The organism is Kribbella sp. NPDC050459 (genome assembly GCF_040655315.1).
Lineage (GTDB): Bacteria > Actinomycetota > Actinomycetes > Propionibacteriales > Kribbellaceae > Kribbella.
In genome coordinates, this window is record NZ_JBFAJQ010000004.1 from 532352 (window position 1) to 544614 (window position 12263).

The 12263-nt window shown below is 69.4% G+C and carries 14 protein-coding genes; 9 read left to right on the forward strand and 5 right to left on the reverse strand.

Going from position 1 to position 12263, the window contains the following annotated elements:
* From trmD to dprA, 9 genes are all read left to right on the forward strand, one after another.
* On the forward strand, positions 1 to 1197 hold the full coding sequence (gene trmD / locus AB0I12_RS18570) for a tRNA (guanosine(37)-N1)-methyltransferase TrmD (RefSeq protein WP_359930791.1): 1197 nt from the start codon (positions 1 to 3) through the stop codon (positions 1195 to 1197).
* A gap of 193 nt (positions 1198 to 1390) precedes the next feature.
* Positions 1391 to 1750, forward strand: a complete 360-nt coding sequence (gene rplS, locus AB0I12_RS18575) for a 50S ribosomal protein L19 (RefSeq protein WP_355699266.1) — start codon at positions 1391 to 1393, stop codon at positions 1748 to 1750.
* Positions 1751 to 1895: 145 nt separating this feature from the next.
* Positions 1896 to 2525, forward strand: a complete 630-nt coding sequence (lepB, locus tag AB0I12_RS18580; RefSeq protein WP_359930794.1) for a signal peptidase I — start codon at positions 1896 to 1898, stop codon at positions 2523 to 2525.
* On the forward strand, positions 2522 to 3286 hold the full coding sequence (lepB, locus tag AB0I12_RS18585; RefSeq protein ID WP_355699268.1) for a signal peptidase I: 765 nt from the start codon (positions 2522 to 2524) through the stop codon (positions 3284 to 3286). Before lepB (AB0I12_RS18580) ends, lepB (AB0I12_RS18585) begins: the two co-directional genes overlap by 4 nt.
* 51 nt (positions 3287 to 3337) lie before the next feature.
* Positions 3338 to 4036 carry a ribonuclease HII gene (locus tag AB0I12_RS18590; protein ID WP_359930797.1) on the forward strand — a complete coding sequence of 233 codons (699 nt, stop codon included), beginning with the start codon at positions 3338 to 3340 and terminating at the stop codon, positions 4034 to 4036.
* Positions 4033 to 4356: a DUF2469 domain-containing protein gene (locus AB0I12_RS18595; RefSeq protein ID WP_012922325.1), complete on the forward strand. Its 324-nt coding sequence runs from the start codon at positions 4033 to 4035 to the stop codon at positions 4354 to 4356. Before AB0I12_RS18590 ends, AB0I12_RS18595 begins: the two co-directional genes overlap by 4 nt.
* An 85-nt stretch (positions 4357 to 4441) precedes the next feature.
* On the forward strand, positions 4442 to 4798 hold the full coding sequence (locus AB0I12_RS18600; protein WP_359930802.1) for a YraN family protein: 357 nt from the start codon (positions 4442 to 4444) through the stop codon (positions 4796 to 4798).
* Positions 4798 to 6375 carry a YifB family Mg chelatase-like AAA ATPase gene (locus tag AB0I12_RS18605; protein ID WP_359930805.1) on the forward strand — a complete coding sequence of 526 codons (1578 nt, stop codon included), beginning with the start codon at positions 4798 to 4800 and terminating at the stop codon, positions 6373 to 6375. Before AB0I12_RS18600 ends, AB0I12_RS18605 begins: the two co-directional genes overlap by 1 nt.
* A complete protein-coding gene (gene dprA, locus AB0I12_RS18610; RefSeq protein WP_359930808.1) occupies positions 6372 to 7658 on the forward strand; it encodes a DNA-processing protein DprA in 1287 nt (428 codons plus the stop codon). The genes AB0I12_RS18605 and dprA overlap by 4 nt, the downstream gene beginning before the upstream one ends.
* Before the next feature lie 81 nt (positions 7659 to 7739).
* Here the strand turns inward: dprA and AB0I12_RS18615 are convergent, their stop codons facing one another.
* The 5 genes from AB0I12_RS18615 to AB0I12_RS18635 form a co-directional block, all read right to left on the reverse strand.
* The gene (locus AB0I12_RS18615) at positions 7740 to 8564 is read right to left on the reverse strand and encodes an SRPBCC family protein (RefSeq protein ID WP_359930811.1); all 825 of its coding nucleotides are present in this window, start codon (positions 8562 to 8564) and stop codon (positions 7740 to 7742) included.
* A 2-nt stretch (positions 8565 to 8566) separates the two neighbouring features.
* Positions 8567 to 8899 (reverse strand): metalloregulator ArsR/SmtB family transcription factor, encoded by a 333-nt coding sequence (locus AB0I12_RS18620; protein WP_355699274.1) that lies wholly within the window; start codon positions 8897 to 8899, stop codon positions 8567 to 8569.
* Positions 8900 to 9065: 166 nt separating this feature from the next.
* On the reverse strand, positions 9066 to 9923 hold the full coding sequence (locus AB0I12_RS18625) for an NADP-dependent oxidoreductase (RefSeq protein WP_359930814.1): 858 nt from the start codon (positions 9921 to 9923) through the stop codon (positions 9066 to 9068).
* A 700-nt stretch (positions 9924 to 10623) separates the two neighbouring features.
* Positions 10624 to 11364, reverse strand: a complete 741-nt coding sequence (locus AB0I12_RS18630; RefSeq protein WP_359930817.1) for an SDR family oxidoreductase — start codon at positions 11362 to 11364, stop codon at positions 10624 to 10626.
* On the reverse strand, positions 11364 to 12173 hold the full coding sequence (locus AB0I12_RS18635) for a TIGR03620 family F420-dependent LLM class oxidoreductase (protein ID WP_359930820.1): 810 nt from the start codon (positions 12171 to 12173) through the stop codon (positions 11364 to 11366). The genes AB0I12_RS18630 and AB0I12_RS18635 overlap by 1 nt, the downstream gene beginning before the upstream one ends.
* Positions 12174 to 12263: the final 90 nt, after the last annotated feature.

Here is a 12263-nt window from a genome sequence, read left to right on the forward strand (position 1 = left end):
ATGCGGCTGGACGTCGTCACGATCTTCCCCGAGTACCTGGCCGCGCTGGACGTGTCTCTGGTCGGGAAGGCGGCCAAGGGCGGTCTGCTGGACATCCACCTGCACGACCTGCGCGAGTGGACGCACGACCGCCACCGCACCGTCGACGACACCCCGTACGGCGGGGGAGCGGGGATGGTGATGAAGCCGGAGCCGTGGGGCCAGGCGCTGGACGCGGTCGCGCCCGTCGACGGGCCGGCGCAGCCGCGGCTGATCGTGCCGACCCCGGCCGGGCGTCCGTTCACGCAGTCGCTGGCCTATGAGCTCGCGGCCGAGCCGTGGCTCGCGTTCGCGTGCGGTCGGTACGAGGGCATCGACGCGCGCGTGGCGTCGTACGCGGCGGAGCGGATGCGCATCGACGAGGTCTCCATCGGCGACTACGTCCTGAACGGCGGCGAGGTCGCCGTACTCGTCATGGTCGAGGCCGTGGCGCGTCTGCTGCCCGGCGTGATCGGCAATCCGGATTCGCTCGCGGAAGAGTCGCACTCGGGCGACGGCCTGCTCGAGTACCCGGTCTACACGAAGCCGCCGAGCTGGCGCGGGTACGACGTACCTGAGGTGTTGCTGTCCGGGAACCACGGCCTGATCGCCGACTGGCACCACGAGGAAGCGGTACGGCGTACTGCGGAACGCCGGCCCGACCTGCTCGCGGCCTGGGGCGACGTGCTCGCGGACAAGGACGACACCAGCGGGGTCCGCCTGCTGCCGGCCACCGCGGCCGATGCGGGCGAGATCCACGTGTTGCAGCTGGCCGCCTTCCTGTCCGAGGCGCGGCTGTACGACGACTACACGATTCCGCCGCTGACCGACGACCCCGCCGCCACGGCAGCGCGTCTCGAGCGGGGGACCGTCCTCAAGGCTGTCGCGGGCACCCGCATCGTCGGCTCGGTCCAGCTCCTCGTCGACGGCGCCGAGGGGCAGATCGAGCGCCTGATCGTGGCCCCGGACTGGCAGGGGCGTGGCCTCGGCGCCCGGCTGCTGCGCGCCGCCGAGCAATTGGCTCCCGCCGAGGTCACCTCGTACACGCTGAACACCGGGGCGCTGAGCGAGCGCAATCTGGAGCTGTACCGGAAGGCGGGCTACCGGGAGATCAGCCGGGCGGCGCAGACGCCGAAGGTCGACCTGGTGCGGCTCGGCAAGCGGCGTCGCCGTAAGTGACGTCCGGCTGCTCACAGTGCGCATGCAACGACCGCGGATTTCGTCACCGTGTGGGGCGTATGGCAAGATTGTCTGCTGCTGCCCTTCGGTGCTCCTGCCACAGGGGGTGACCACCGACCGGCAGCCTTTTGATGACTTCATCACCACCGACATTCGTGGGTGACCTGTGGCACGCGCGAGAAAGAGACCCCTGATGAGCAACGTCCTGAACGAGCTCGACAATGCGAGCAAGCGCGACGACATCCCCGCCTTCCGCCCCGGTGACACCGTCAAGGTGCACGTCAAGGTCGTCGAGGGCAACCGGTCCCGCGTCCAGGTCTTCCAGGGTGTCGTGATCCGCCGCCAGGGTGGTGGCCTGCAGGAGACCTTCACGGTCCGCAAGGTCAGCTTCGGCGTCGGCGTCGAGCGGACCTTCCCGCTGCACACCCCGATCGTCGAGAGGATCGAGGTCGTCACCCGCGGCGACGTCCGCCGCGCCAAGCTGTACTACCTGCGCGAGCTGCGCGGCAAGGCGGCGAAGATCAAGGAGAAGCGCGAAGTTCCGGCTTCCTGACGCCGCGTAGCGACGACGGTCACCGATGGCGCCGAGCACTGCGACTCGCGCTCGCCCTCGCCCGGTCTCGAAGAGGGCACGTCGCAGCAAAGGACGTCACCGCAGGCTGAAGCAGCGGAATCCGCTGCTCAGCCTGCTCGTCGAGATGAGCACCGTCACGGTGCTCGCGCTCGTCATCACCGTCGTGCTGCGGCTGTTCGTCGCGGAGGCGTTCTACGTCCCGTCGGAGTCGATGTACGACACGCTGACCAAGGACGACCGGATCCTCGCCGAGAAGATCAGCTATCTGCACCGCGATGTCGACCGCGGCGACATCATCGTCTTCAAGGACCCCGCCAACTGGCTGAACGAGGAACAGGCCCAGCCGGGCGCGGTGCGCCGGATCGGTGAGTTCGTCGGCATCCTGCCGCGCAGCGGCGAGGGCCACCTGGTGAAGCGGGTGATCGGCGTCGCCGGCGACCGGGTGATCTGCTGCAACAAGGACGGCCAGATCACCGTGAACGGCATCCCGCTGGACGAGCGGGAGTACCTTTTGAAGGACGCCAAGCCGTCGGAAATGCCGTTCAACGTGCTGGTGCCGGCCGGCCATCTGTGGGTGATGGGCGACAACCGGGCCGAGTCGGCCGACTCCCGTGCGCACATGGGCGGCCCCGGTGGGGGCTTCGTCCCGGTCGAGAACGTGGTTGGCCGGGCCTGTTGCGTAATCTGGCCGTCTGACCGGATGACGATGCTGCGTCCTCCGGAAACCTTCAAGAAGCCGGGGCTGAAGAAGTGACCGATACACCGACCAAGTCGGACGCCAAACCCGCTCATCGCTCGGGCTTCGCGGCCGCTGCCCGCGAGTTCGTGCTGATCGTGGTCGGTGCCCTGATCGTCTCCTCGATCCTGCGGGCGTTCGTCGGGCAGATGTTCATCATCCCGAGCGAGTCGATGGAGAACACCCTGCTGGTCGGTGACCGGGTCGTGGTCGAGAAGCTCACCGACGTCAAGCGCGGCGACGTGGTCGTGTTCGAGGACCCGGGCGGCTGGCTCGGCGCCGAGGAGAGCGGCCAGAAGCGCGGCTCGGTCGGCCGGTTCTTCGAGATCGTGGGTCTGCTGCCGGACTCCAGCCACGGCCACCTGATCAAGCGCCTGATCGGCATGCCCGGCGACAAGGTCGCCTGCTGCGACTCCAAGGGCCGGCTGCTGGTGAACGGCCAGCCGCTCGACGAGACCAGCTATCTGTATCCGGGCGACGCCCCGTCCCAGATGGAGTTCCAGGTCACCGTCCCGGCCGGCCGGATCTTCGTGATGGGCGACCACCGCTCCGCCTCCGGGGACTCCCGCGTCCACCTGCAGGACCTCGACGCGAACGGCAGCAATCAGGGCGACGCGGCGTTCGTGCCGCTCGACAAGGTCACCGGGCGGGCGATCATGATCGTCTGGCCGTCGAGCCGCTGGGGCAAACTCGGCGTACCGGACACGTTCAAGGCGGTGCCAGCCGCCGGCCCGGCGCCGGACAAGCCCTCGATATCCCTCACACCGCCGCCTAAGTGAGCCGCTGCCGGCTCTGGTGCCTAGGGTGGGATGTGTGATTCGGAGGGCTGGATGAGCGCGCTGCCGCGCGGGAGCACGGTCCGGCGGGACGCCGGGCTGTACGGGTACGAGCGGGCCCTGCGCCGCGTCGGGCTGGACCCGATCGCCGGCGTCGACGAGGCGGGTCGTGGGCCGTGCGCCGGGCCATTGGTGGCCGCGGCGGTGATCCTGCCCGAGGGCAAGCGCGGCCAGATCCCGGAGCTCGCGGACTCGAAGCTGCTCACCGCGAAGGCGCGGGAGCGGTGCTACGACGAGGTCCGCAAGCGGGCTCTGGCCTGGTCGGTGGTGTCGATCGAGGCGGCGGAGTGCGACCGGCTCGGCATGCACGTCGCGAACGTGGAGGCGCTCCGGCGGGCGCTGTTCCGCCTCGACGTCCGCCCGTCCTACGTGCTGACAGACGGGTTCGGCGTCGACGGCCTTGACGTCCCGGGGCTGGCGATCTGGAAGGGCGACCGCGTGGCGGCCTGTATCGCTGCCGCGTCAGTGATCGCGAAGGTGACCCGGGACCGCGTGATGGAGCACTGGGACAAGGTGTACCCGCAGTACGGGTTCGGGATCCACAAGGGGTACTGCACCCCCGAACACCAGGCCGCACTGGACGAATACGGTCCGTGCCCGCAACATCGACGCCGGTTTGAGAATGTCCGCCGCAGTCTGAAGCCCGTTATGGGACAGAATGTGACCAGTCCCACCGGAGTGGAGAGCCGATGAGCGCTGACGACCTTGAGAAGTACGAGACCGATATGGAGCTGCAGCTCTATCGGGAGTACAAGGACGTCGTCGGGATCTTCAAGTATGTCGTGGAGACCGAACGGCGCTTCTACCTGTGCAACGCCGTCGACCTGAAGGTCCGCACCGAGGGCGGCGACGTGTACTTCGAAGTGACGATGGCCGACGCGTGGGTCTGGGACGTGTACCGTTCCGCCCGCTTCGTCAAGAACGCGAAGGTCGTCACCTTCCGCGACGTCAACATCGAAGAACTCGCCAAGTCCGACCTGGAAGTCCCCAAGGACTCCGACTTCGGTCGCTGACCGGTCGGCGGTTGTCCACAGGCGGAAAACGAGGTCCGTTTCCGAGGCCTGATCCCGGCATCTTCTCTGCCGGAGGTGGTCATCGATGCGGACCAGCAACACCGTCGGACGGTACGGCGAAGATCTCGCCGCTAGATATCTCAGCACGCACGGTTTCGCCGTGCTCGAGCGCAACTGGCGCTGCGAGCTCGGCGAGATCGACATCGTCGCTCGCGAAGGCGGCACCCTCGTCGTCTGCGAGGTGAAGACCCGGCGCGGGCTGAACTACGGCTCTCCGGCGGAGTCCATCACCTACCGGAAGCTGGCGACTCTCCGGAAGCTGGCCGGCCGCTGGCTGCAGACGCATGAGCTCAGACCGGCCGAGATCCGGATCGACATCATCTCGGTCCTGTTCGACCGCAACACGCCACCCAGCGTGGACCACGTGCGGGGAGCGAGCTGATGGCCCTCGCACAGACCTGGTCGGTCGCCCTGGTCGGCCTGGAGGGCCACCTCGTCGAGGTCGAGGCCGATATCGCCCAGGGCCTGCCGAAGACGACGCTGATCGGTCTCCCCGACACGTCGCTGTCCGAGGCCCGCGACCGCGTCCGCGCCGCCGTGGTGAACAGCGGCGAGCGATTCCCGGACCGCAAGGTGACCATCGGCCTCTCACCCGCCACGCTGCCCAAGACCGGATCCCACTACGACGTCGCCATCGCGTTGTCGCTCCTCACCGCGGCTGGCGCGGTCGATCCGGCCGTGCTCCGCCGGACGGCGATCATCGGCGAGCTCGGCCTCGACGGCCGGATCCGCGAGGTCCGCGGCGCCCTCGCGATGACGCTCGCCGCCGCACGGGCCGGCTTCGACCGCATCGTCGTCCCGGACCTCAACGTCGGCGAGGCCCGCCTGGTCCCCGGCATCGAGGTGTACGGCGCTCGCTCGCTGCGCCAGGTCCTCGCCCTGCTCCGCGGCACCGAGATCCCCGACGAGGCCCCGCCGCGCGCCGAGCCGCGCCTGGTGTCGGAGTCGCTGATCCGGGTCCCAGGTGTCGATCTCGACGACGTCATCGGCCAGCGCGAAGGCCGCCGGGCGATCGAAGCCGCGGCCGCCGGCGGCCATCATCTGTTCCTGCACGGCCCACCGGGCTCCGGCAAGACGATGCTCGCCGAGCGCCTCGCGGGACTGATGCCCGACCTCAGCACGGACGACTCCCTCGAGGTCTCCGCCGTGCATTCCCTGGCCGGCCTCCTCACGAACGATGCCGAGTTGGTCCTCCGTCCGCCGTTCATCGCGCCACACCACACCGCGTCCCTGGCCAGCCTGGTCGGCGGCGGCTCAGGCATGCTGAGGCCAGGCGCCATCAGCTGCGCGCATCGCGGCGTCCTGTTCATCGACGAAGCGCCCGAGATGCATCCGCTGACCCTCGACACGCTCCGGCAGCCACTCGAGTCCGGCTTCGTCGAGATCCACCGGGCCGTGGCCGTCGCCAAGTTCCCTGCCCGCTTCATGCTGGTCCTGGCCGCCAACCCGTGTCCGTGCGGTCTCTCCGGCACCAGGGAGGGCATCTGCAGCTGTTCGCCGCAGCACCTCGCGCGTTACCGGCAGCGCATCAGTGGCCCGATCAAGGATCGGCTCGACATCCAGCGCCAGATCCTGCCGGCCGCCCGCACCGTCGCCGACGGCGAGCCCCCGGAGTCGACCGCGACCGTAGCCGCCCGCGTGCAGGCCGCCCGCGACCGCCAGCTCCACCGCTACCGCGACACCGCCTGGACTTTGAACAGCGAGATCCCCGGCCCCGTCCTGCGCCGCGATCACCCGCTGGACAAGGCCAGCCAACGCCTCCTCGAAGACCACTACACCGCAGGCCGCCTCACCGCCCGAGGCTTCGACCGCGTCGTCCGCCTCACCTGGACCCTCGCCGACCTCGCCGGCCTCCCCGCCCCAACCGTCGAGCAAACCCACGAAGCCTTCCAACTCCGCTCCGGCGAGCCGCTGACGCCCCTCTCCGACCACCGCCCCCTCAAAGGACCCACCCAATGACACCGACCTACGCCCTGTTGCCCGAATCGCTCGCCACGCCAGGTGGCGCCGGGGGAGCGGGCACGCGAGTGCCCGACAGCGGTTCCTCGCCCGGTGCCGAAGGCTTCGGATCCGGCCAAGGAACCGGCGGCTCGGAGCTAGTTGCTGGCGGCAACGGAGATGACGAACGGCTGGCCCGCGTGGGCTTGTCGCGGGTGATCGAGCCGGGAGACCTCGCCGCGTTGACGGCGTTCGACGGCCTGCACCCGGTGGAGATCTGGGACCGCCTCCAGCGCAATGCGCCCGGCCTGGAGCGCTGGTCGACCCGACTCGCCGCGGCCAACCCGCACCGCGACCTCGACCGAGCCGCAGCCGCCGGCGCGCGATTCGTGATCCCCGGCGACGACGAGTGGCCGGAGCAGGTCGACGTACTCGAAGAAGCCGGCCAACTGACCCGCCGCGCCGGAGTGCCGTTCGGCCTCTGGGTCCGCGGCCGCGCGAACCTCCGCCGCGCCCTGACCAGCTCCGTCGCGCTCGTCGGCGCCCGCGCCTGCTCGTCGTACGGCGAACACGTGGCCGCCGAGCTCTCCTGCGGCCTCGCCGACAACGGCGTCACCATCGTCTCCGGCGGCGCCTTCGGCATCGACGCAGCAGCCCACCGCGGAGCCCTTGCCGCCGACGGCGTGACGATCTCGGTCCTTGCCTGCGGCGTCGACGTCAGCTACCCGAGACGCAACTCCGCCCTCTTCAGCCGGATCGCCGAGGACGGCTTGATCGTCGCCGAACTCCCGCCCGGCTGTGCCCCGACCAAGCTCCGGTTCCTCGCTCGCAACCGGCTGATCGCCGCCATCACCCAAGGCACCGTCGTCATCGAAGCCGCCGTCCGCAGCGGCGCCCTCAACACCGCCGGCTGGGCCGACCAATGCGGGCGCCCGGTCCTCGCCGTCCCCGGCCCGATCACGTCCCGCATGTCCGCCGGCAGCCACCTCCTCGTCCGCGAACGCAACGCCGTCCTCGCCACCAACGTCGCCGACATCATCGAGGCGATCTCCCCCTTCGGCACCAACCTGACCCAACCGCCCCGAGCCCCCCAAACCCTCACCGACACCCTCGACCCCGACCTCCAACGAACCCTGGACGCCGTCCCCGTCCACAACCCCGCCCCCACCCACCGCATAGCCACCACCGCGGGCCTCGATGTCCCCACAACCCAACAGTGTCTGGAAACCCTCACCACCCTGACCCTCATAACCCAAACCCCCACCGGCTGGCACCTGAACCCCACCCCGCCGCGCGGCTGTTAGCTCAAGGCCCAACGTCGCATCCGACTCGTGCTGAATCTGGTCAGCGCGTCGGCTCACTGGAACGACCGGTGACGGTGGTGGTCACCGGGTATCTGCAGCGCCACCTTCGCTGGGGCCGTCGTTCCGCTGCGCGGGCGGAGTGCTGAGCAGGTCAGCTGCAAGCTCGTCGAGGCGGTGACGCCACGTCGTCAGCGCTTCATCCGGACTGCTCAGACCGGACTGGGTGAGGATCAAGCGAGCGCCGTGACCAGTGCCCTGCGTCAGCTCCCAGCGGACCCTCCCGCCGCCGGACAGCTCGTAGTCGAGAACCTTCGGCTCAGACCGTTCGATGACGGTGCCCTCGCTGGGCAGATGGGACCAGACGACTTCGGCCGGGCGTGTCAGCTGCCGTTCGAACCGGACGCTCCAGCCGTCCGGCGTCTGCTCGGCCGACCCCTGATTCAGCCCGAGCAACTCCACGAAGCGGTCGTGCAGCGAACCGGTGTCCGGCTCGACGTCGATCGACTTGCCGTCCAGGACCATCTCCATCCCGTCCAGACAAAGCGTCCACCCGGAAGCGAAACTCGCCGCACCGAAACGGTCGTCGAAGGTGTGGCTCATGACGAGCAAGCAACCGCCGTCGGCCGGAAGGAGCTCCCACCGCAGCACTTCGCCGTTCCAGGTGATCGCGAACACGCGCGGCGGATCGAACTCGAGCACCTCACCGCCGCCTGCCGGCTCACCGTCCATCAGGTACTCGACGGTGCTGCCGATGCGCGGCTGCAGGTTGACCGAGGCCGGGAACCAACGACCCAGTTGCTCCGGCTCGGTCAGGGCCCGCCACACCTTCTCGGCCGAATGCCGGAGCCGGCGCTCCATCCGCAGCACCGAGCGACCTTCGATCGTTCGCAGGGTCTCGTTCGCCATCGTCAGCCTTCCGTTTCCGCCGGACCGGTGTCCGGCATCGTGTCCAGGTGGTCTTCGAGGTCGTCCAGCGCGCGATCCCACAGCAGCCGGTACGGATGCAGCCAGGCGTCGAGCTCGCGCAACGGCCCGAGCCTCAGCTCGTACCACCGCCGCTGCGCGTCCACCCGGACGTCCACCAGCCCGGCCTCACGGAGCGCCCGCAGATGCTTCGACACCCCGGGCTGGCTGAGCCCGAGCTCATCGGTCAACTCCCCGACCAGGTGCGGCCGCCGCCGCAGCAACTCCAGAATCTGCCGCCGCCGCGGCTCAGCCAGAACTTCAAAAGGTGCGCCCACGAAGCCAACATACTCCTGCAGCTATATAACCACAATTGCATGTACGGGTATCGAACCTGCTTGTTCGACCCTGGTGGCCGCGGTCGGCCTCGAGGACCCGACCCCGGTCAGGAGCTGCGATCTGCGCCTTCGTGGCAGGCCTCTCTGCCCCGATCGGGAGCCGATCTCATGGGATGAGGATCAGCTTCTCCCGCGTGCCGGCCTCGAGTTGACGGTGGGCCTCGGCGGCTTCGGGAAGCGGCAGGGTCCGCTGTGCCCGAAGCCGTAGCCGTCCGGCCGCGAGCATCTGCATGGCCTCGGCGAGCGCGGCCGCCGCCGCTTCCGGGCGCGGACCGGACAGGCGTACGCCGAAATCGGCCGCCCGCGGATCGGAGAGACTGACCACCCGCCCGGGATCGCCGACCGCGGCCAGAGCCTGTCGAAGCACCCCCGTTCCGGCCGCATCGATCGCCGCGTCAGCCCGGACCGTATCGCCGAGCTTCACCGGCTCGGCGCCCAGTTCGCCGACCAGCCGCTCGTCGTGGTCGCGGACCACGCTGAGCACCTGAGCGCCCCGGGCCACCGCCAACTGGGTCGCGATGATGCCGACCGATCCTCCGCCGCCGAACAGCAGCAGCGTCTGCCCGCGTTCCAGCCTGACGTCATCGAGTACCCGGACAGCCGCCTCGGCCGACGCGGGCAACGCGGCAGCGTCCTCCCACGACACGCCCGCCGGCTTGGCGGTCCAGATCTCCGCGATCGCGAACTCGGCATAACCGCCCAGGCTCAGCAGTTGCGCGGCAATCTCGTCGCCCACCGCCACCCCGGTGACGCCAGGCCCGACCATGTCCACGGTGCCCGCCGCCTCGAAGCCAAGTACGCCGCCCGGCGCTGCTCCGAATGCCCGCAAATGGCCGGAGCGGATCGCCAGGTCGGTGGGACCGACCCCCGCCGCAGCCACCTTCAGCCGTACCTGCCCCGGACCTGGCTCAGGCGGGGTGACCTCCCGCCAGAGCAACACCTCGGGCCCCCCGAAGTCGGTCAACACAACTGCGTTCGACATGCTCTCTCCTTGATGACAAATCGTTCAAATGTGCGTTCTTGGCTCAACCCCGCCAGCAGCGGACCTAACTGCCTTTCATGCGGTGACGGCAGCGGACGACCTACCAAGCCAACCGCCGCCCACAGGTCGACAGCAGCCCGCCTCCGGCCGAACACAAGGTTCTTCAAGGCGCTCTCCGCGTTCCCCCAGTCGTTCACCTGACGACCGAACGCCTCGCCTGCGAGCGCGCAGCCCTCGGGCGCGGAGACCCGAGTCTGAAGTGTGAGTTGATCGACAGCTTCCCGACCAGGCACGTCGTGGCGGTCGAACGTACCCGCCCGGCCTGCGCCCGGCCCGCGGTCAGTCCGAGCCGGGGTCGCTCCCGCGCTCGACAAGCTTCCCGCCGACCAGGCACGTCGTGGCGTGCGGCACGTGGTTGCCTCGGCCGCTGACCTGGCGACGTTCACTGGTTGACCCGATTCGGACGAGCCTGCCGGCTAGCGTCGCGGCGCTGACGGCGGTGGACTGCCACCAGTTGCCGCCCCGCCGTGGGTTCGTCGTCGGTGTCGGTGGCGCCGCCGATAGCTGACGCCGCCGCAGTGGGTTCGCCGCTGGCGGTTGTTGCGTCAGCGGTTGGCCTCCGGCGGTTGTTCCAAGAGCTCGCCGTCGGCGGGCGTTCTGGGCGACAGGGCTGTCGTCGGGGTCAGACCTGGCTGGCGCCGCCGTCGACGTAGATTTCGGCGCCGGTCATGTAGGCGCTGGCCGGCGTGGCCAGGAACAGGACCGTGGTGGCGATCTCGTCGGGGGCGCCCAGGCGGTTCATCGGGACGCCTGACGCGAGCCCCTTCAGGAGTTGGGCGGCGTCCTCGGGGCTGGTGGCAAGGCCCGAGAGGCCAGGCGTGTTGATCGGGCCGGGGGCGATGGCGTTGACGCGGATGCCGCGCTCGACCAGCTCGGCCGCCCAGCTGCGGGTGAACGAGCGTACGGCGGCCTTGGTGGCGGCGTAGATGCTGAAGGCGGGCGCGGCTTTGACGTCGATGTTGGAGCTGGTCAGGATCACCGACGCGCCGGGGTTGAGCAGCGGCAAGGCCTTCTGCACGGTGAAGATCGTGCCGCCCACGTTGGTGCTGAAGGTCGTCGCATAGTGGTCCCAGGTGACATCGGGCAGGGCCGAGAACTCGCCGCCACCGGCGTTGGCGAAGAGGATGTCCAGGCCCTGGCCGCGGGCGGAGATCGCGGCGTAGACGCTGTCCAGGTCGTCGAGGTTGGAGACGTCGGCCTGGATCGGGGTGATGGTGTCGGAGGCCACGGCGTCCAGGGCTTCCTTCCGCCGGGCGGTCACGAAGACGTGTGCGCCCTCGCTGGCCAGCAAGCGGGCGGACGCGAGACCGATGCCAGAGGTGGCGCCGGTGACGAGGGCGGTCTTGCCGTCGAGCTGTCCCATCAGAAGTTCTCCTTGGTGAGTTCGGAAAGGTGGGTGGGAAGGAGGGAGTCGGACCCCAGGACGTGCAGGGCCACGTGGTCGGCGCCGGCCTCGACGTGTGCGCGGACGTGGTCGCGGATCTCGGCGATGTCGCCGTGCGCGACCAGAGCGTCGATCAGGCGGTCGCTGCCGCCGGGGACCAGGTCCTGGTCGGTGAAGCCCAGGCGACGCAGGTTGTTGCGGTACGCCGGAAAGCCGATGAACATGCCGATCTCCGCGCGGGCGATCGCTCGCGCCTTGTCTGGATCGGTTTCGAGCACCACGGCCTGATGTGGTGCGATCAGCGGGCCCTTGCCGACGCGAGCACGTTCGCGGGCCACGTAGGTGGGCGTGACCAGGAACGGATGCCAGCCGGCGGTACGGGCAATCGCCAGATCGATCATTTTGGGCCCGAGGGCGCCGAGCAGCAGGCGATCGGCGGGGATGTCGAGCTGGTCGAGGTAGCGGCTCATCGACGTGATGGGGTTGCCGTAGTCCTGGCCACGCGAGGCAGCGCCGGCGGCGTTGCCGATGCCGAGTCCAACCAACAGTCGGGAGGCGTCGAGTCCGGCGACCCTGTTCGACAGCTCTTGCGGTGACTGACCCCAGATGTTCAGGACGCCCGTGACGATCGTGCTGTGCGGCGCGGCCTCGAGCAGGTGCTCGACGTCGTCCAGGGCGCCCGTGCCGTCGAGACCCGGAATCCAGAAGGTGTCCCAGCCGGCGGCCTCGAGATCGGGCAGCGCCGGGTGGCCCCGGAACCGCATGCTCCAGAGCCCTACGTGCTTCATGGCGATCCTCCAAATTATGTACCGTTCGGTATGGAAAGGAACGTTAGCACCTTCCGGGATACTTCTGTACCGAACGGTTAGAATCAGTGG